Consider the following 18,326-nt stretch of genomic DNA (forward strand, 5'->3'; position numbering starts at 1 on the left):
ATTTGTATCCAAGATGGAAGTTGTCTTTCAGCTTGGATATTCACTACTTTTGAAAGCAAAGAAGTATATTATACTACTTGATTATTTGCTCTAAATGCTTTAAAACTTAAAGCTTTAAAAATATTAAAATTTAAGACCTAGGAATGAATAATAATATAATTAATTTAATAGCCGCTATTATACTGTCTTTAAGTATAATTTTCGGTTGGCAGTATTTTGTTGTAAAACCTGAACAAAAAAAACAGCAACAGCAAATAGCAGTGCAGAAAGCAGAAAATTTAAAGAAACAACAGTTAAAAGCTTTAGTCGAACCTGCAACTGGTATTGTTGTGCAAGAAGAAAGTCAAGTACAGCGTATTAAAATAGAATCTGAATCACTTACCGGTTCTATTTCATTAAAAGGACTTAGATTTGATGATTTAATATTAAAGAAATATAAACAAGATTTATCTAAAAATAGTCCTGAAGTGAGATTATTTTCACCGGCTAATACAGAAAATGCATATTTTGCTGAAGTTGGTTTAGTTAGTAATTTATCTAGTGTAAAACTCCCTAACAACGATACTATATGGAATAGTGATAGTGAAATATTAAGCCCTGAAAAACCTGTGCATTTATTTTGGGTTAATGAAGACGGAGTTAAATTTTTAGTTACTATTACTGTCGATAAAAACTATTTATTTACTATAGAGCAAACCATCGTTAATAATAGTGATAAAGAACTTCCTGTGCAATCTTACGGTTTAATAAATCGTAAATATATTGCCGTAGAGAAAGCGGTGAATATATTACATCAAGGACCTATCGGGTGTATAGACGAGAATCTTAAAGAATATTCTTATGATGATATTAAAGATAAGAAAAGTGAAAAATTTGCAGCAAGTAAGGTTGACTGGATAGGAATTACCGATAAATATTGGTTATCTTCCTTGATTCCGGATAAATCAAGTAATTACAGCTCGAATTTTAATTATGCTCTTAAGCAAGGGACTGAAAGATATCAGGTAGATTTTATTTCACCGGTACAAATAATAAAGCCCGGCGAAAATTTTTCAATTAAAAGCAGAATTTTTGCTGGAGCAAAAAAAGTAGACTTGCTTGATAAATATGAAAAGCAATATGATATTAAATTATTTGATAGAGCTATTGATTTCGGCTGGTTCTATATAATTACCAAACCGGTTTTCTACGCCATGAATTTTTTCTATGGCTATGTCGGTAATTTCGGTGTTAGTATATTAATTGTTACGGTTATAATTAAGCTATTAATGTTTACTTTAGCCAATAAGTCTTATCGTTCGATGAAAAAAATGAAAAATTTACAGCCGGAAGTCGATAGGATAAAAAATTTATACAGTGATGATAAAGCACGTTTAAATCAAGAAATTATGGCTTTATATAAAAAAGAAAAAGTAAATCCGGTAGCTGGTTGTTTACCTATACTTGTTCAAATTCCGGTATTTTTCTCCATTTATAAAGTATTGTATGTAACTATTGAAATGCGGCAAGCACCGTTTTACGGCTGGATTAAAGACTTATCTGCACCTGACCCTACTACTATTTTTAATTTATTCGGCTTATTACCGTTCTCGCCGCCGTCATTTTTAATGATTGGAGCATGGCCTATTTTAATGGCTATTACTATGTTCTTACAGCAAAAAATGAGTCCTGAACCTGCGGATCCGATGCAAGCTCAAGTAATGAAATTTATGCCGCTAATTTTTTTATTTATGTTTAGTAGTTTTCCTGTGGGACTTTTAATATATTGGTCTTGGAATAATATTCTATCCATCATTCAACAATATTATATTAATAAATTTAATTAATTAATGAGAATAGATAAAAATTTACCTAATTATCTAACTATTGCTCGAATAATGGTAATTCCAGTTATTATACTGGTATTTTATATAAATAATTCATTTGCACGTACACTTGGGGCATTATTATTTGTTTTAGCTAGTATTACGGATTTTTTTGACGGTTATATTGCAAGAAAATATAATTTAGTTACAAGTTTCGGCAAGATGTTTGACCCTATAGCAGATAAGCTACTTGTAGGTTGCGTTATTATCATGCTACTAAAAAAAGATAATGTAGATGAGATACCTTGCTTATTAATTTTAGCACGAGAATTTTTAGTTAGCGGTCTTCGGGAATTTTTAGCTCTAGTAAAGGTTAGTGTGCCTGTATCGAGACTTGCTAAGGTAAAAACGTTTTTACAAATGTTTGCTTTATCGATATTGATACTAGGCTCAAAAGGTTCAGGAATTATTTATTTAGATATAGTAGGGGAAATAATTTTATGGATTGCCGCTTTTTTAACAATCATTACAGGTTATTCTTATTTTAAAGCCTGTAAGAAATATTTTTAAATAGGAGAATTTTATGATACATGTAAAATATATAATTTTAGGGTTTATTATGGTGTCTAGTTTAAATCTTTACGCTGCTAACAATGATATAATTGCCAATAAGAAAGTTGTAAAGGTAGAAGTAAGTAATGAACATTTAAAAACATTAAATGAAGCTTCTACTCTTTTAATTAGTTGTGTAGATTTTAGATTAATAGACGAAACAGATAAATTAATGAAGCAATTAGGATTAGAAGATAATTTTGATAAAGTATCACTGCCCGGTGCATCGCTTGCTCTCATTAACGACAAATATACTTATTGGGGAAAAACAATAGAAGATACTATTGAGATTTTGCAAGAATTACATAACATAAAACAAATTGTTTTTCTTGATCATAGAGAATGTGGAGCTTATAAAATACTTATAGGTCAGGAACAGCTAAATACCAAGGAAAAAGAAACGGCAGCACATGCAGCAATTTTAAACAAGGCCCGTGATATAATAAAAGAAAAATTCCCCCAATTAAAAGTTTATACTTTTTTAATGGGTCTTGATGGTGTAGTAGAGCAGATTTATGAAATACCTAGCTAAAAGCGGAGTTGTTGTATGGATAGGTTTATCCGTCATTGCGAGGACATTGCGTAGCAATTGACGAAGCAATCTCAGGAGTTTGTTATTATTTCATGAGATTGCCGCCACAGCCTACGGCTGCTCGCAATGACGATTTTTGACCCGCACAATAACGGCTAAGAAAAGTAATTTATTTTGTATCTTTGCTCTTATTATCATTAGAATCAGCAGTATTATTCTTTTGGTCATTTTCTACCGGTAGCTTAGAGATAGATAGTTTTTGTTTATATTTTTGTTGCTCTGCTAAAAAATTTTGAGCCTCTTTGGAAAGCCTGTTATATAGTTCACGTTTCTTCTTATTAATCTTGACTATTGCTACTCTATATTTTTGTATTTCCTCCCGTACTTCCGGTTTTATAGTACCGGCGTAAGCAGAAAAATCATCTATAATTTTTTGTGTTGTAATATCGTTAGTTTTTGCTGCATCTTTTTTTGAGCCGTCAGAAGTTGCACTATTGGCAAAGCAGCTTGTACTAAGTAAAATAGCTATTCCAAATATTATTTTTTTTATCATATAAACCTTAAGCCTTATTCTTGATAAGTAGACCATTTTTAAGTCTAATAGTCAATAGACTTCTTTTGGAACTCTACTTCTAGGGGTAATTTGTACGTCAATCCGGTACTCGCATCCTCACGTACTTTTTTATACGATGCGGTGCTGCGTTCCGTGTTTCCTCCAAATTCCTCCCTATAAGCGAGTTCGAAAAGAAGTCTAATATATAATAGAAATTATATGTATTTTCTATTTGTATGTTATTGTTTGGTGAGTATAAATATACTAATAGTTGGGAAAAATATACAATATTATAATAATAACGCTCAAGAGTTTTATAGCAGAACAATCAATGCAGATTTGTCTGATAACTATAAAGCATTTACTAGCTATTTACCTGAACAAGCTCATATTTTAGATGCAGGTTGCAGAGTTGGTCGTGATACAAAATATTTTTTAAGTCAAAGATATCAAGTTACTGCTTTTGACGGTTCAACCGAAATGGTTAAATGAGCTACAAAAGCAACCGGAATAGATGTACTGCACTCCACTTTTCAAGATATCGATTTTAAGGAGTCGTTTGATGGTGTTTGGGCTCAAGCAACTCTCCTTTATGTACCTTATAATGAAACAATCAATGTGTATAAAAAATTCATGCTGCATTAAAGCCGGAAGGCATTTTTTATGTTTCTTACGGATACGGTTCAGATATTATACAACGTGATGATCGCGATTTTTACAATATGCATGAAGATACAATAAAACCTTATTTTAACAGGCTTTTTGAAATAGTTAAAATATGGACGGAAAAGAGTAAGAGATTCTCTCCAAGTAAAGAGGCATTATGGTTAAATTTTATTGTTAAAAAAAGTAAAACAATATGATTAGATTAGTTTACTTATTTCTTGCTTTAATAATCAGTTTTAAAATATACGCAAAGGAATATAAAGGCTTAACATATAATCGTTATGAAAAAGATAAGCATGTGATTCATGTCTTAACTATTGATCCTAAGAATTTTGGGTTAAAACTAGTTAAAGCTCATAATCAGGTGATAAGGCAGAGAAACAGTAAACGTTATGGCATACCGCACTAATGCAGCTGCTGCTATTAATGTCGGATTCTTTGAAATCGCTGGTAGTGATGACGGCAGACCAAGTCTTACTTTAATGATAGACAGCAAGCTATTTAGCCTTAGAAAACAACTACAAAGTTTGTTAATTATAGATCAGGGCAATATTCAAATTACCAAGGCTAGTGTAAAAATTTTAGTAGCAATAGGCGATAAATCTGTTATTCCAAATCAAGTTCATTATTTTTCAAACCTAAAAGATATTACTTTTTTATTGTTACGGCAATAAGTAAGCATGGTGATAATCAAATCCCACAGAAAGGCTTTATATTGTCCTTTCCACAAGCAACAAGTTTGCCGGTAGTAAATATAAATGATTCTGTAAAGTTAATTTTGGAATTTATCGATAAAGACAGTAAGCTTATAAATTTAAGTAACACTGCTTCAATAGTAACCGGTATTCCCTTATTGGTTCAAAACGGTAAAAATGTTGTAGATAATCCAAAGCAAGATGATCCGGCTCATGCTCGTACTGCCTTAGGAGTGTGTAATGACGGTACTATAGTTATAGTTGTAGTCGAGCATATTTATAAGCAACATGTAAAAGACCTTAAGCTTGTGCAAGTAAGATCAATATTACGGCAAGAGAAAGAAATAAATGTTGATAAATTAATAATCCCTGAAGCTTTGAAAATTTTAGAAAAACACCTTGTTAATTATACTGTGATAGGATTAACTAAAACAGAACTTGCAGATTATATGTTAACTTGGATATGAATCGGCAATCAATTTAGACGGTGGCGGTTCTTCTACATTATTCATGGGCGGAAAAATTATAAATAATGTAACAGGTGATGAAGATGAAGCTTTAGGCGAACATCGCGTGCGTCCCGTATCCGATTCAATAGTATTATACCAAATAATATAAAGTAAATTTTCGCGGGAATGACATACTCAAATTTTAGCTAGAATGATATTTGAGATTTAGAGAACTCTAAGATTTTATATTTTCCTGCTCCATTGCTTTTTTACGCATTTCTAAATATTCTTCTTTAGTCATTATTTTTTTGGGAGCTACATAATCTAAAAATACTTTTCCGTTTAGATGATCGATTTCATGCTGGATAACTCTTGCTAAAAATCCTTCTGCGATACCTTGAATTTGATTGCCATTTATATCATATGCGTGATAATAAATTTTCTTGAATCTTGCTACCGGTCCTGTAGCATTTTCAACAGAAAAGCATCCCTCGTAATCTTCATGTTTATCAATACCTATCGGTTTATATGAGGGGTTAATCCAAATAGTTTTAGGCATTGTATCCTTAAGGTCAGGATGCCATTTTTTTAACTCTGCATCTTCATGTACTGCAAATATTATTATACATTTTGATATGCCTATTTGCGGTGCAGCAAGTCCTGCACAATTTTCTTCTTGATCATATTTCTTTTCTAAAATAGATATATCACGTAAATCTTCTGAAGATAACGGAAAGTTTAAAGTTTTTGCCTTTATTCTAATAGTTTTATCCTCTGAACTATTTAAGGTTTGAATGTTCAAAGTTACATATTGCGGTAATGAAATATTGTTTTCATTGTTCATATTACTTTTACAACCTGTTATAAAAATTATAGCAGTTAATAATAGAGCTGTTTTTAATTTGGACATATATTTTATTATAATAATTTATAAATAGAAAATTATAGATAGAAACTAAAATCAAGTAAATAAATTGTCATATTTCTTTTACGCATCCTATAGTTAATAATTTTATTTAATTTCTTTTGAGAAAAATCAATAGGTTTGACTTTTCTAACATATTCTAGTATAATATTTATCTTCAAAATAAATAGAAAAATTTAATTTATGAATACTCCCAAAAATGACAATTATCTCTCGGAACTAAGCAAGGTAATTTGGCCTATAGAAAGATATGAAAATAAGAAGTTTCTTCCTATGGCGTTTATGATGTTCTGTATTTTATTAAACTACTCAACGCTTCGTTCAATTAAAGACGGGTTTGTAGTAACGGATATAGGAGCAGAAGCAATAAGTTTCTTAAAAACATATATAGTACTACCTTCTGCCGTAATCGCTATGGTAATTTATGTTAAGCTCTGCGATATTTTAAAGCAAGAAAACGTGTTTTATGTTATTACTTCATTTTTCTTAGGGTATTTTGCATTATTTGCGTTTGTTCTTTACCCTTACCCTGATTTAGTTCATCCTGATCCTGAAACCATAGAATCTTGGAGTGTAGCTTATCCTAATTTCAAATGGTTTATAAGAATAGTTGGGAAATGGAGTTTTGCATCTTTTTATACTATGGCAGAGCTTTGGGGAACAATGATGCTTAGTTTATTATTTTGGCAATTTGCTAACCAAATTACTAAAACCGATGAAGCTAAACGTTTTTACTCAATGTTTGGTTTACTTGCTAATTTAGCATTGCCTGTAACATCCGTAATTATTGGATATTGCTTGCATGAAAAAACTCAAATAGTTGCAGAACATCTAAAATTTGTGCCTTTATTTGTTATAATGATAACAAGTAGCTTTTTGGTAATATTAACATATAGATGGATGAATAAAAACGTTCTAACCGATCCTAGACTTTATGATCCGGCATTAGTAAAAGAAAAGAAAGCTAAAGCTAAAATGTCATTAATAGACAGTTTTAAAATGATCTTTACTTCTAAGTATGTAGGTTATATTGCATTGTTACTTATTGCTTACGGTGTTTCAGTAAATTTAGTTGAAGGTGTTTGGAAATCCAAAGTAAAAGAATTATATCCGACGAAAGAGGCTTACACTATATATATGGGGAAGTTCCAATTTTATCAGGGTTGGGTTGCAATTGCTTTCATGCTTATAGGTAGTAATATTTTAAGAAAAGTATCATGGCTAACTGCAGCTATGATAACTCCATTAATGATGTTAATTACTGGTGCAGCGTTTTTTGCATTTATCTTTTTTGATAGTGTTATTGCTATGCATTTAACAGGTATTCTTGCTTCAGGTCCTTTAGCACTTGCTGTTATGATCGGTATGATTCAAAATGTTTTAAGTAAAGGTGTAAAATATTCTTTATTTGATGCCACTAAAAACATGGCGTATATTCCGCTTGATAAGGATTTACGAGTAAAAGGGCAAGCTGCTGTTGAAGTTATCGGAGGAAGATTTGGTAAATCAGGCGGTGCTATTATTCAATCTACATTCTTTATTTTATTTCCTGTATTTGGTTTTGTAGAGGCAACTCCTTATTTTGCTTCTATATTCTTTGTAATAGTAATATTATGGATATATGCCGTTAAAGGTTTAAATAAAGAGTATAAAGTTTTGGTAAATAAAACCGAAAAATAGAATTTGTTAAAATTTAATATTATAAAAAAACAAGCTTCTAAGAGTCTAGATTTCAGTAAATAAATTTTCATTAATAATTAAAGAGCTTTTTTGCTACAAATTATAAGATTTTTGTAGACAAAAAAGCTCTTTAATTATTAATGAAAATTTATTTACTGAAATCTAGACTCTTAAACTTGCTTTTTTTATAGTCGGAGAGTTTATAATATGACAAATACAAGATCCAAAATTAAAACTCCAAGATCGCCATATGTAAAAAAATATAATAGTTGGCGAGTAAGGATTTTGTATTCTATTATTATAGGTTACGCAACTTTTTATTTTTGTCGTCAGAATTTTAATATAGCAACTCCTGCTATAAGAGAATATTTTGGGGTTACTAAAACGCAAATTGGCTGGATATTAACTGCTTCATCTATTATGTATGGAGTTAGTAAAGCGTGTAATGGGTTTATTAGCGATAAAGTTAATGCTCGGATATTTATGGTTTTGGGTCTTTTATTTGTCGGGATCATTACTATGCTAATAGGTTTTTCAGATTCTTTATGGCTTATAGGAATTTTGTGGATAGCCAGTAACTGGTTTCAATCTATGGGCTGGCCTCCTGCAACAAAGATGCTTACTCACTGGTTCGCTTCAAAAGAACTTGGAACTAAATGGGCTATGGGTGCAACTTCTAATCAAATAGGTGGTGCCCTTGCTATGATAAGCTGCGGTTATTTAATCGATAAATTTGATTGGAGAGCTGCCTTTTTTGTTCCAGGTGTAGTTGCTTGTGTAGTATCGCTTTTTTTATATAATAGGCTTCGTAATTCTCCAAAAGAAGTAGGTTTATCTACCGTAGAGGAATATAAAGAATATCCGCTTGAAGCTATAGGAGATTATGAGAAGCTATTAACTCCACAATTACTTAAAATGGTCTTTTGTAATAAGCTAATATGGTATGTTTGTTTAGCAAACATGTTTGTTTATATAATACGTTCCGGAGTAATTTATTGGGCTCCAACATTTTTAAAAGATTTACGTAATATAAGTCTTGCAAATGCAGGCTTACAAATCGGTTTATATGAAATGATAGGTATCCCAGGGGCATTAATAGCAGGTGTTTTATCTGATAAACTATTTCAAGGTCGTCGAGGTCCTGTTGCATCCATATGTATGGTATTGCTTAGCTTATTGTTAGTCTTGTTTTGGAAACTTCCTATTCACAGTGAATTATTAAGTATAGTAATTCTTTCTTTAATAGGCTTTTTTGTTTCAGGACCTCAGCTCCTTGTAGGTATAGCAGCTGCTGATTTTAGTACCCGTCAGGCTGTCGGTACGGCTAATGGATTATCAGGGTTATTTGGTTATTTAGGAGCGGCTATTGCGGGAGTCGGCGTAGGATGGATTAGCGATAATTATGGTTGGAATGGGGTATTTATATTTTTCAGTATTTCTGCTCTTTTAGGAGGAGGATTATTTGCTTTAATATGGAATCGTTCAGCTAAAAAATACATTTAATAATTATAATAAATAGGTTACAAAATGACAATACAATATACTTTTTCAATGATTAAGCCTGATGCTATCAAAAGGAATAAAATAGGGCAAGTTAATACTTACTTAGAAAATGCCGGTTTAAAAATAGTGGCTCAGAAAATGAAATTTTTAACTAAATATGAAGCTGCATGTTTTTATGATGAGCATAGAGCAAGACCGTTTTTTAATAGCTTAGTTGAATATATTACTTCAGGAGCGGTAGTACTTCAAGTGCTTAAGGGGGAGGATGCTATAACTTTAAACCGCACCGTTATGGGTGCAACTAATCCTGCTGAAGCTGAAGCAGGCACTATTAGAAAAGATTTAGGTGAATCAATTGAGGCTAATAGTATTCATGGTTCAGATAGTGAAAATAGTGCGAAAAGAGAAATCGAATTTTTCTTTAATAAATCTGAAATTATAGAATAATTAATGCTAAAATATGACGTAATAGTTATAGGCGGTGGACATGCAGGCGTAGAAGCAGCCGCTGCTTCTGCACGTCTTGGAGTTCCTACTCTCTTAATTACGTTAAAACCGGAAAATTTAGGCGAAATGTCTTGCAATCCAGCAATCGGTGGCATTGCAAAAGGCACATTAGTTAAAGAAATCGATGCACTTGATGGGTTAATGGGTTATGTTATAGACCAAGCCGGTATACATTATAAAATGCTGAATGAGACTAGAGGACCAGCAGTTTGGGGACCTAGAGCTCAAGCTGATCGAAAGCTTTATAAAAAAGCAATGTATCAAATATTAACAAATTATCCTAATCTAGATATATTATATGGAAAAGTGGAAGATATAGAAATTAAATCTTCTAAAATTGAAGCGGTTATTTTAAATAACGGTAGCAAAATTCTTTGTCAAAAAATTATATTAACTACAGGTACTTTCCTATCAGGTCTTATTCATATTGGACAAAAAAAAATTCCTGCAGGTAGAGTAGATGAAGAGCCTTCGTATGGATTATCAAATACATTAAAACAAATAGGTTTTAAACTGGCTCGTTTAAAAACAGGTACACCGCCTCGTATTGATGGACGTACTATTGATTATAGTAAAACAATTTTACAACCCGGCGATAAAATTCCTCGTCCTTTTTCTGAATTAACAAATATTGTTAATGTTTCTCAGATAAATTGTTTTATCACAAAAACAACCTCAGAAACTCATGATATTATACGTGAGAATCTTGATAAATCCGCAATGTATTCAGGGCAAATAGAAGGAATAGGACCGCGATATTGTCCTTCTATTGAAGATAAAATAGTCAGATTTAGTACAAAATCAGAACATCGTATATTTTTAGAACCTGAAGGGTTAGATGATTATACGATTTATCCAAACGGTATTTCTACTTCTTTGCCTGAAGATGTGCAACATAAATTAATCAAAACAATACCAGGATTAGAAAATGTAAAGGTTTTACGTCCAGGTTATGCTATAGAATATGATTATGTTGATCCACGTGAAATAAGTGCTACGCTAGAGACAAAAAAAATAGCTGGATTGTATTTGGCCGGGCAAATTAACGGTACTACAGGATATGAGGAAGCCGCAGGGCAAGGTATAATAGCCGGTATAAATGCTGCTTTAGCAGTAAAAGATCAAGCACCGTTTATGTTAACAAGAGCAAACAGTTATATTGGAGTAATGATTGACGATTTAACAACATTTGGTACTATAGAACCTTATCGTATGTTTACTTCTCGCTCAGAATATAGATTATCTTTAAGAGCAGATAACTCTGATTTACGTTTAACGGAATTAGGGATGAACATTGGAGTCGTATCAGAAAAACGTAAAAAAATATTCACAAAAAAATATGAAGATATAGAAAAAATAAAATCATTATTAAATACCTTGTCTTTAACTACTAGTAAACTTGCTAAAATGGGTATACAGGTTGCACAGGATGGTACATATAAAACAGTATTAGACTTATTTAAAATACCTAATTTTAATGTTGAACAAGCTATTAAAATTTTTCCTATGCTTAAAGAAACACAAAATAATAACATTTTGCAATTACTCTATATTGAAGCAAAATATGCTTCATATTTAACTAGACAACACGCAGATATTAATTTATTTCAAAGTGAAGAGGCGCAGTTCATACCTAAAAATATTGACTATTTTAAAATACCAAGTATATCATTAGAGATACAGGAAAAACTTTCTTCCCATAAACCTACTACTATTGGTGTAGCACGTCGAATTCCAGGGATTACACCTGCAGCAATTACGGCTATTATAATTTATTTAAAAACTAAATATAGTGATGGAAGTTCCACGTGAAATAATTGAAAAGTTAGAAATTTTTCAAAAGTTAGTTAAAAAATGGAATAAATCAATCAATCTTGTATCGGATAATACTATACATAATTTTTGGCAACGTCATATATTAGACTCATTACAATTAATACAATATATTGATAATAAAGAAATACATTTGGTTGATATAGGAAGCGGTTCCGGTTTGCCTGGTATAGTATTATCTATAGCGGGGGTAGCGCAAGTAAGTTTAATAGAAGCTGATTTACGTAAATGTATATTTTTAGAAAAAGCATCAAAGATATCAAATAATAACATACAAATAATCAATCAAAGAATAGAAAAAGTAGAAATAGATTGTAGTATATTAACTTGTAGAGCTTTCTCTAACTTAAATACAATATTTAATTGCATAAAAAATATTTCAGTACGAGAAAAATTTTTGTTATTAAAAGGAAAAAATTATTTAACTGAAATAGTAGAAGCTAAAGAGAGATGGTTATTTGGTTATTTAATACATCAAAGTATTACTTGTGAAGAAGGGAAAATTCTAGAAGTTAGTAATTTAACAAAAATGATATGAAAGTAATTGCTATTGTTAATCAAAAAGGAGGGGTAGCTAAAACTACAACTACTGTGAATTTAGCTACAGCTTTTGCTGCTGTAAATAAAAAAATTTTAGTTATAGATCTTGATCCTCAAGGGAATAGTAGTACCGGTTTTGGAATTAGTCAGCAACAACGCAAAAATACTATATACCAAGTATTAACAAATTTAATAGAATTGCAAGATGCAATAATTTCTACAGATATACCAAATTTAGAAATAATTACTTCAAACACTAATCTATCTGCGGCTGAATTAGACTTAACAAAATTAAAGGACCGAGAATATATTTTAATGAAGCTATTGGCAGAAATAAAAATATTATATGATTATATAATTATTGATTGCCCTCCTTCATTAAATTTATTAACGGTAAACGCTTTAGTTGCAAGCGATGAAGTACTGATTCCAATGCAATGTGATTTTTATTCTTTAGAAGGATTAAGTCATTTGTTAAAAACAATTGAAATTGTAGAGAAAAAATTAAATCCTAAGATAAAGATTGCAGGTATATTATTTACAATGTATGATAAGCGTAATCGTTTAACTGAACAAGTAGAAGATGATGTTAGAAAATGCTTAGGAGAATTAGTATTTAAAACCGTTATTCCAAGAAATATTAAACTATCTGAAGCTCCTTCATATGGAAAACCGGCTATTATATATGATTATAAATGTTCGGGAGCAGTTGCATATATAGAACTTACAAAAGAAATCTTAGAAAGATATGGCGAAAAATAAAGGACTAGGAAGAGGATTATCTTCATTACTTGGAGAAGAAGTTATTTCTATAGAATCAGAAATAGTACAAATAATAAATATTGATAAAATAAGACCAAACGAGAATCAGCCTAGAAAAAACTTTGAATATGATAAAATAAAAGAATTAGCAGATTCTATATTGAATAATGGTTTATTACAGCCTATTATTGTTGATAATAATTTCCAAATTATAGCAGGAGAGCGACGCTGGCGTGCATGTAAATTAGCAAAAGTTTTAGAGATACCGGTAATTATAAAAAATTTAGATGCTAGAGAGAGTATGGAAATAGCATTAATTGAGAACATACAAAGAACTGATTTAACAGTGATGGAAGAAGCTCGTGGCTTTAAATATTTAATAGAAAATTTTAATTATACGGCAGAAAAATTAGCTGAAAGGCTTGGTAAAAGTCGTAGTCATATAGCTAATTTATTAAGGCTTAATAATTTGCCGCAGTCTATTCAAGATAAAGTAAATGAAAATATACTAAGTATGGGTCAAGCTCGGTGTTTAATAAATCATGAACATGCAGAAGTAATAGCCGATTATATTATAAATAATGATTTAAATGTACGTCAAACAGAAGAACTAGTAAGACAATGGTATAAAAATGAGTATACAAAATCTCCGAACAATAATAACAAAATAGGAAAGCGTTTTTTAAAGGACAACGCTACGGATAATGATCTAGAATTATTAGTAAAAGCTTTATCAGAAAAATTTGGTATAAAAATAACAATAGAAAATTATCCATTAGGCGGAAAATTAATATTTCATTATAAAGATTTGGAAGAATTAGACTTGATATTGTTTAAATTAAATTAAAATGCATATGGAAAAATTATCAATAAGCTTGAACGAAAAATTATAAGTATAACAGTATACACAATCCTCAAGCTGCTAAAATTAAAGTATATATACAGCATTTTATTTCTTAAAATAAATATCTAAACGAGAAACACAATGATAGAAATTACAATGTCTAATTTTGAATTATATGATCATAGAGCAATAAATTCATACAATACAGTAGTAAATATATATATCGGTGTAAAATAATAATATAAGGAAATAAGTAATTTATGTCATATCAATATGTTTATGAAATGGTTGGTTTAAGCAAAATTATAAATGGTAAACGAATTTTAAAAGAAACAAATTTATCATTTTTACCAAAAGCTAAAATCGGTATAATAGGTCCAAATGGAGCAGGCAAATCGACTTTATTAAAAATAATGGCAGGTATTGATAAAGAGTTTGAAGGTAAAGCAACAGCTAAAATTGGTATAAAAGTAGGATATTTACCTCAAGAACCGTATCTTGATGCTAGTAAAAATGTTTTTGATAATATCATAGAAGGTCTTCATGAAAAGAAAAAACTTATTGATGAATTTAATTATATAAGTAACAAATTTGCTGCTGAAATCGCTGATGAAGAAATGCAAAAGCTTTTTGATAAACAAGCAGAATTGCAAGAAAAAATAGACAATTGTGATGGATGGAATCTAGAACGTGAAATAGAGATCGCAATGCTTGCTTTACGTTGCCCACCAAAAGAAGCAGATATTACAAAAATTTCCGGTGGAGAAAAAAGAAGAGTGGCTTTATGTAAATTGCTTTTAGAGAAACCTGATATGTTGTTACTTGATGAACCTACAAATCATTTGGATGCAGAATCAGTTTCTTGGCTTGAGGATTATTTAAAGCATTATGAAGGTACTGTAATAGTAATTACCCATGATCGTTATTTTTTAGATAATGTTACAGAATGGATATTAGAAATAGATCGTGGAAATTGTATACCGTGGGAATCAAATTATAGTTCTTGGCTTGAGCAGAAGCAAAAAAAATTAGCTTTAGAAAGTAAAGAAGACGATGATAGAAAAAAACAATTGAATCGTGAACTTGAATGGATTCGTCAGACTCCAAAAGCTAGACAATCAAAAAATAAAGCACGTATTACAGCATATCAAGAGTTATTAAATAAACAACAAGAACAAAAAACTGATCCTACTCAAATAATTATACCTAACGGACCTCGTTTAGGTGATTTTGTTATTGAAGCAGAACATATAGCTAAAAAATTTAATAATAAAATATTATTATCAGATTTTAGTTTTAAAGTTCCACGTGGAGCTATTGTAGGAATTATTGGACCGAATGGAGCAGGTAAGTCTACTTTGTTTAATATTATTACAGGTAAAATAATGCCAGATAGTGGTTCTATTAAAATTGGTCAAACGGTAAAATTAGGTTATGTCGATCAATCACGGGATCATTTAGATGATAATAAGACTATATGGGAAGAAATTTCAGAAGGTCTAGATGAATTACAACTTGGTAATAGAATAATTAAAAGTAGAGCTTATTGTGCAGCTTTTAATTTTAGAGGCGGTGATCAACAAAAAAAAGTTGGACAACTTTCAGGTGGAGAACGTAACAGAGTACATTTGGCAAAATTACTAAAAGAAGGAGCAAATGTTATATTATTAGATGAGCCGTCTAATGATTTAGATATTGATACGTTAAGAGCACTTGAAGATGCTATTTTAGATTTTGCAGGTTGTGTATTAGTGATTAGTCATGATAGATGGTTTTTAGATAGAATAACCACTCATATTATATCATATGATAAAGAAAATAATGCTACATGGTTTGAAGGAAATTATCAAGATTATCATGAATATATGCTAAGTACTAACGGGGAAAGTATTTTAAATCCAAAATATAAACATAAGAAATTAATATAAATATGTCTTTAACGCAAATATTATTAATTTTGTTTGTAGGAATATTGGTAACAAAACCGCATGATATTTTTATAATTATTAAAGAATTAAAAAAAATAAAAGCGTATTTAATTAATATTAAGTCATCTATTGTAAAAAATATAGATGAACCGTTAGAAACAGAGCAGGTAAATTTTTATTTAAAAAAAATTATTAACCTAGAAGGTTATTATCATGGTAGTTATGATTTAACGACAATAAAAGAAAAATATTATACACTAATAATTAATAATGACTTAATAGAAAATGAATCAGTACCTGATATAACAGAGAAACACTAATCCGTGCCTCGTTCAATTGATTAAATCTAAGAATTATGCAAAAAGTAGTAAAACTTAACAATATCAAAATAGGAAATGATTTACCGTTTGTTCTAATTACAGGGCCTTGTCAGATTGAAGGAAAAGATCATGCGTTGTTTATGGCAGAAAAACTTGTTAAATTAACTAGCAAGCTTGAGATTCCATTTATTTATAAATCTTCTTTTGATAAAGCTAATAGAACTTCCGTACATGGGATTAGAGGAGTTGGTATTGAGAAAGGTTTAGAAATTTTATCAAAAGTAAAATCTGAATTCGATTGCCCTATTGTTACTGATGTTCATTCAGAGAGTCAATGTACTGAAACAGCCGAAGTAGCAGATATTTTACAAATTCCGGCATTTTTATGTAGACAAACCGACTTGCTTCAAGCTGCAGCAAAAACAGGTAAAATAGTAAAAGTAAAAAAAGGACAGTTTCTAGCTCCGTGGGATATGAAAAATGTACAAACAAAACTAGAAGCTTTTGGAGTAAAGGATATATTATTTACAGAGCGAGGAGCATGTTTTGGCTATAATAACTTGGTATCTGATATGCGTAGTCTTGCAATAATGGCAGAGTTAAATGTACCTGTAGTTTTTGATGCCACACATTCCGTTCAGCAACCGGGCGGGCTAGGAGGCAGTACCGGCGGAGAAAGAAAATATGTAGAGTTACTTGCAAAGGCAGCAACTTCTGTAGGTATTGCCGGTATGTATATGGAAGTACATCAAGACCCCGATAACGCTCCAAGCGATGGTCCATGTATGATGAAGTTGGATAATCTAGAGTCTATTCTTATCAAACTAAAAAAATATGATAAAATTACAAAAGAAAAATAACTTCAAATTTTACCTTTCAAAATATATATAAATATCCCCTATTAATTCAATTTTAAAATAGAAGTAATAATTTTTTACAATATAAAAAAATAGAACTTTCTTATCGTTAGAATTTCACAAATTCGCCTTTAAATCTTTGTTGTAAATTTGCTTATTTAGAATTTTTTTAAATAGTATTAATATTGATTTATTCAGCTTATAGATCAAAAATGTTTTTATTTGTATAAATGCAAATAATTTATAGGTATAATTATTATATGGAATCAAATAAAAGCAGTTGGCAGTACACTGCTTGGTAGTCCTAAACAGAAAAATATAAATGATTTTTTGACGGAGTAAATAATAATATAAAATTAAAACCTTATCAAGTAACCGATAATGTAGAATCTAATAAAGAACAAAAAAAATATTATAAAGAAGCATTAGAATGGCTTGATAAACTTACGGGATCGCAAGCTGAGCATATTATTATATCTATAAATGAAATAAAAGCCAATGCTCATTATTATTTAGGTATGATCTATGAAAATAGTAAATCGGAATTAGATTGGTTTAGAGCAATAAGAGAATATATTAGTACTCTGGAAATTGAGAAAGATTTTAACTTTCTCTATAACCATGATACAATTCCGTACATTTTTAGCAATATTTGTAAAAAAATAGGTGGATTATTTTAAATTTAGGGAGATTCTATAAGGACGAAAATAAAAGCGAAATAGTAATTAAATTGCTTCTTGAAGCAATAAAATATTTCAAGGTAAGTTTAAGTATAGACCCGATAGAAGAGTGTAGTTTTATTCTTAGAGAAATTTTTAACGTCCCTAAGAATAAAAAAGAAGTAGAGAAGTATCTATCTTTAAAAAAAGATCTTTATATATCTTTAGAAGAATTTTTATTTAAATTAAATTTAATACCGCTAGCTGCTTTTGAATATTTAAAGGCTGCTAAGTATAGCTAGCCCTCAGGAAGAACAAAAATTATTGTTAAAAGTTCATAAAGTTTATAGTACGGAGATGGAGGAAAATACTGCTTTTATACGCTCAATGCTTGACAAAGGTAAGATGGAAGATCTGAGTATAGTTACTAAAGAGGCTGACAGAACAAAATTTTTAAGTGATACACAGACTATAATAAATGATTTTGTTTCACTGCCGGAGCTGCAAGCCAAGGAGTGGCCAGAAGTACAACAAAATCAAAATGAGCAATTGACTAATAATCAACAAGAAGTAAACAAATGCCAATTAATACAGGACATAGGCATTGGGTAAATATGAGATAATGATACAAATAAGATAATATTTACTTATAATGA

The 18,326-nt window shown here is 30.3% G+C and carries 21 protein-coding genes and 2 pseudogenes; 20 read left to right on the top strand and 3 right to left on the bottom strand.

The window, feature by feature from the left end:
* Positions 1 to 143 precede the first annotated feature (143 nt).
* The 3 genes from yidC to RSL_RS00415 are packed head-to-tail and all read left to right on the top strand — an operon-like array spanning position 144 to position 2,949.
* Positions 144 to 1,826, top strand: a complete 1,683-nt coding sequence (yidC, locus tag RSL_RS00405; RefSeq protein ID WP_014273129.1) for a membrane protein insertase YidC — start codon at positions 144 to 146, stop codon at positions 1,824 to 1,826.
* A 3-nt stretch (positions 1,827 to 1,829) separates the two neighbouring features.
* The gene (gene pgsA, locus RSL_RS00410; RefSeq protein WP_014273130.1) at positions 1,830 to 2,375 is read left to right on the top strand and encodes a CDP-diacylglycerol--glycerol-3-phosphate 3-phosphatidyltransferase; all 546 of its coding nucleotides are present in this window, start codon (positions 1,830 to 1,832) and stop codon (positions 2,373 to 2,375) included.
* Positions 2,376 to 2,388: 13 nt separating this feature from the next.
* Complete coding sequence (locus RSL_RS00415; RefSeq protein WP_004996838.1) at positions 2,389 to 2,949, top strand: carbonic anhydrase; 561 nt, start codon at positions 2,389 to 2,391, stop codon at positions 2,947 to 2,949.
* A gap of 169 nt (positions 2,950 to 3,118) precedes the next feature.
* Here RSL_RS00415 and RSL_RS00420 read toward each other — a convergent pair whose 3' ends face one another.
* Positions 3,119 to 3,502 (bottom strand): hypothetical protein, encoded by a 384-nt coding sequence (locus tag RSL_RS00420; RefSeq protein ID WP_014273131.1) that lies wholly within the window; start codon positions 3,500 to 3,502, stop codon positions 3,119 to 3,121.
* Positions 3,503 to 3,552: 50 nt separating this feature from the next.
* Positions 3,553 to 3,702: pseudogene (locus tag RSL_RS07225) on the bottom strand (palindromic element RPE1 domain-containing protein); the annotation flags it as partial.
* 19 nt (positions 3,703 to 3,721) lie between these two features.
* Here RSL_RS07225 and RSL_RS00425 point away from each other — a divergent pair.
* The 6 genes from RSL_RS00425 (at position 3,722) to RSL_RS10350 (ending at position 5,481) form a co-directional block, all read left to right on the top strand.
* Positions 3,722 to 3,994 (top strand): class I SAM-dependent methyltransferase, encoded by a 273-nt coding sequence (locus tag RSL_RS00425; RefSeq protein WP_041472067.1) that lies wholly within the window; start codon positions 3,722 to 3,724, stop codon positions 3,992 to 3,994.
* Positions 3,995 to 4,224: 230 nt separating this feature from the next.
* Positions 4,225 to 4,365, top strand: coding sequence for a hypothetical protein (locus tag RSL_RS00430; RefSeq protein ID WP_016769756.1), 141 nt, complete (start codon positions 4,225 to 4,227; stop codon positions 4,363 to 4,365).
* Positions 4,362 to 4,577, top strand: coding sequence for a hypothetical protein (locus RSL_RS00435; protein ID WP_041472068.1), 216 nt, complete (start codon positions 4,362 to 4,364; stop codon positions 4,575 to 4,577). The genes RSL_RS00430 and RSL_RS00435 overlap by 4 nt, the downstream gene beginning before the upstream one ends.
* Entirely contained in the window at positions 4,561 to 4,842 is a 282-nt protein-coding gene (locus RSL_RS00440) for a hypothetical protein (protein WP_041472069.1), read from the top strand. The genes RSL_RS00435 and RSL_RS00440 overlap by 17 nt, the downstream gene beginning before the upstream one ends.
* Positions 4,843 to 4,883: 41 nt before the next feature.
* Positions 4,884 to 5,330 (top strand): phosphodiester glycosidase family protein, encoded by a 447-nt coding sequence (locus RSL_RS00445; protein WP_267878482.1) that lies wholly within the window; start codon positions 4,884 to 4,886, stop codon positions 5,328 to 5,330.
* A gap of 43 nt (positions 5,331 to 5,373) precedes the next feature.
* Positions 5,374 to 5,481 (top strand): hypothetical protein, encoded by a 108-nt coding sequence (locus RSL_RS10350; protein WP_014419687.1) that lies wholly within the window; start codon positions 5,374 to 5,376, stop codon positions 5,479 to 5,481.
* Positions 5,482 to 5,547: 66 nt separating this feature from the next.
* Here RSL_RS10350 and RSL_RS00450 read toward each other — a convergent pair whose 3' ends face one another.
* Positions 5,548 to 6,222 carry a peptide deformylase gene (locus RSL_RS00450; protein WP_014273132.1) on the bottom strand — a complete coding sequence of 225 codons (675 nt, stop codon included), beginning with the start codon at positions 6,220 to 6,222 and terminating at the stop codon, positions 5,548 to 5,550.
* A gap of 198 nt (positions 6,223 to 6,420) precedes the next feature.
* Between RSL_RS00450 and tlc1 the strand changes: the two genes are divergently transcribed.
* The 11 genes and pseudogenes from tlc1 to RSL_RS10575 all read left to right on the top strand — a co-directional run bounded on the left by tlc1 (position 6,421) and on the right by RSL_RS10575 (position 18,282).
* Positions 6,421 to 7,917 carry an ATP/ADP exchange transporter Tlc1 gene (gene tlc1 / locus RSL_RS00455; protein ID WP_014273134.1) on the top strand — a complete coding sequence of 499 codons (1,497 nt, stop codon included), beginning with the start codon at positions 6,421 to 6,423 and terminating at the stop codon, positions 7,915 to 7,917.
* 207 nt (positions 7,918 to 8,124) lie between these two features.
* Positions 8,125 to 9,420 carry an MFS transporter gene (locus tag RSL_RS00460; protein WP_010976766.1) on the top strand — a complete coding sequence of 432 codons (1,296 nt, stop codon included), beginning with the start codon at positions 8,125 to 8,127 and terminating at the stop codon, positions 9,418 to 9,420.
* Positions 9,421 to 9,444: 24 nt separating this feature from the next.
* Positions 9,445 to 9,867 carry a nucleoside-diphosphate kinase gene (gene ndk / locus RSL_RS00465; RefSeq protein WP_010976767.1) on the top strand — a complete coding sequence of 141 codons (423 nt, stop codon included), beginning with the start codon at positions 9,445 to 9,447 and terminating at the stop codon, positions 9,865 to 9,867.
* Between the two features lie 3 nt (positions 9,868 to 9,870).
* Positions 9,871 to 11,739 (top strand): tRNA uridine-5-carboxymethylaminomethyl(34) synthesis enzyme MnmG, encoded by a 1,869-nt coding sequence (mnmG, locus tag RSL_RS00470; protein WP_014273135.1) that lies wholly within the window; start codon positions 9,871 to 9,873, stop codon positions 11,737 to 11,739.
* Positions 11,723 to 12,298 (top strand): 16S rRNA (guanine(527)-N(7))-methyltransferase RsmG, encoded by a 576-nt coding sequence (gene rsmG / locus RSL_RS00475; RefSeq protein WP_004996817.1) that lies wholly within the window; start codon positions 11,723 to 11,725, stop codon positions 12,296 to 12,298. Before mnmG ends, rsmG begins: the two co-directional genes overlap by 17 nt.
* Positions 12,295 to 13,062: a ParA family protein gene (locus tag RSL_RS00480; protein WP_010976770.1), complete on the top strand. Its 768-nt coding sequence runs from the start codon at positions 12,295 to 12,297 to the stop codon at positions 13,060 to 13,062. The genes rsmG and RSL_RS00480 overlap by 4 nt, the downstream gene beginning before the upstream one ends.
* On the top strand, positions 13,049 to 13,909 hold the full coding sequence (locus RSL_RS00485) for a ParB/RepB/Spo0J family partition protein (protein WP_014273136.1): 861 nt from the start codon (positions 13,049 to 13,051) through the stop codon (positions 13,907 to 13,909). The genes RSL_RS00480 and RSL_RS00485 overlap by 14 nt, the downstream gene beginning before the upstream one ends.
* Before the next feature lie 257 nt (positions 13,910 to 14,166).
* Entirely contained in the window at positions 14,167 to 15,834 is a 1,668-nt protein-coding gene (ettA, locus tag RSL_RS00490) for an energy-dependent translational throttle protein EttA (RefSeq protein ID WP_004996814.1), read from the top strand.
* Positions 15,835 to 15,836: 2 nt separating this feature from the next.
* Complete coding sequence (locus RSL_RS00495) at positions 15,837 to 16,154, top strand: DUF2672 domain-containing protein (protein ID WP_004996813.1); 318 nt, start codon at positions 15,837 to 15,839, stop codon at positions 16,152 to 16,154.
* Between the two features lie 35 nt (positions 16,155 to 16,189).
* The gene (kdsA, locus tag RSL_RS00500) at positions 16,190 to 17,014 is read left to right on the top strand and encodes a 3-deoxy-8-phosphooctulonate synthase (RefSeq protein ID WP_012719358.1); all 825 of its coding nucleotides are present in this window, start codon (positions 16,190 to 16,192) and stop codon (positions 17,012 to 17,014) included.
* A 727-nt stretch (positions 17,015 to 17,741) separates the two neighbouring features.
* Positions 17,742 to 18,282: pseudogene (locus tag RSL_RS10575) on the top strand (hypothetical protein).
* Positions 18,283 to 18,326 lie beyond the last annotated feature (44 nt).

The sequence above is a fragment of the Rickettsia slovaca 13-B genome (genome assembly GCF_000237845.1).
Taxonomy (GTDB): Bacteria; Pseudomonadota; Alphaproteobacteria; order Rickettsiales; family Rickettsiaceae; genus Rickettsia; species Rickettsia rickettsii.

Excerpts from the sequence above, each read along its gene's own strand:
- kdsA (WP_012719358.1), top strand. The coding sequence starts at position 16,190 with ATGCAAAAAGTAGTAAAACTTAACAATATCAAAATAGGAAATGATTTA.
- RSL_RS00480 (WP_010976770.1), top strand. The coding sequence starts at position 12,295 with ATGAAAGTAATTGCTATTGTTAATCAAAAAGGAGGGGTAGCTAAAACT.
- RSL_RS00495 (WP_004996813.1), top strand. The coding sequence starts at position 15,837 with ATGTCTTTAACGCAAATATTATTAATTTTGTTTGTAGGAATATTGGTA.
- mnmG (WP_014273135.1), top strand. The coding sequence starts at position 9,871 with ATGCTAAAATATGACGTAATAGTTATAGGCGGTGGACATGCAGGCGTA.
- RSL_RS00485 (WP_014273136.1), top strand. The coding sequence starts at position 13,049 with ATGGCGAAAAATAAAGGACTAGGAAGAGGATTATCTTCATTACTTGGA.
- rsmG (WP_004996817.1), top strand. The coding sequence starts at position 11,723 with ATGGAAGTTCCACGTGAAATAATTGAAAAGTTAGAAATTTTTCAAAAG.
- RSL_RS00435 (WP_041472068.1), top strand. The coding sequence starts at position 4,362 with ATGATTAGATTAGTTTACTTATTTCTTGCTTTAATAATCAGTTTTAAA.
- RSL_RS00450 (WP_014273132.1), bottom strand. The coding sequence starts at position 6,222 with ATGTCCAAATTAAAAACAGCTCTATTATTAACTGCTATAATTTTTATA.
- tlc1 (WP_014273134.1), top strand. The coding sequence starts at position 6,421 with ATGAATACTCCCAAAAATGACAATTATCTCTCGGAACTAAGCAAGGTA.
- RSL_RS00440 (WP_041472069.1), top strand. The coding sequence starts at position 4,561 with ATGGCATACCGCACTAATGCAGCTGCTGCTATTAATGTCGGATTCTTT.
- RSL_RS00425 (WP_041472067.1), top strand. The coding sequence starts at position 3,722 with ATGTATTTTCTATTTGTATGTTATTGTTTGGTGAGTATAAATATACTA.
- RSL_RS00420 (WP_014273131.1), bottom strand. The coding sequence starts at position 3,502 with ATGATAAAAAAAATAATATTTGGAATAGCTATTTTACTTAGTACAAGC.
- RSL_RS00460 (WP_010976766.1), top strand. The coding sequence starts at position 8,125 with ATGACAAATACAAGATCCAAAATTAAAACTCCAAGATCGCCATATGTA.
- ettA (WP_004996814.1), top strand. The coding sequence starts at position 14,167 with ATGTCATATCAATATGTTTATGAAATGGTTGGTTTAAGCAAAATTATA.
- RSL_RS00415 (WP_004996838.1), top strand. The coding sequence starts at position 2,389 with ATGATACATGTAAAATATATAATTTTAGGGTTTATTATGGTGTCTAGT.
- RSL_RS10350 (WP_014419687.1), top strand. The coding sequence starts at position 5,374 with ATGGGCGGAAAAATTATAAATAATGTAACAGGTGATGAAGATGAAGCT.
- ndk (WP_010976767.1), top strand. The coding sequence starts at position 9,445 with ATGACAATACAATATACTTTTTCAATGATTAAGCCTGATGCTATCAAA.
- pgsA (WP_014273130.1), top strand. The coding sequence starts at position 1,830 with ATGAGAATAGATAAAAATTTACCTAATTATCTAACTATTGCTCGAATA.
- RSL_RS00430 (WP_016769756.1), top strand. The coding sequence starts at position 4,225 with ATGCATGAAGATACAATAAAACCTTATTTTAACAGGCTTTTTGAAATA.
- yidC (WP_014273129.1), top strand. The coding sequence starts at position 144 with ATGAATAATAATATAATTAATTTAATAGCCGCTATTATACTGTCTTTA.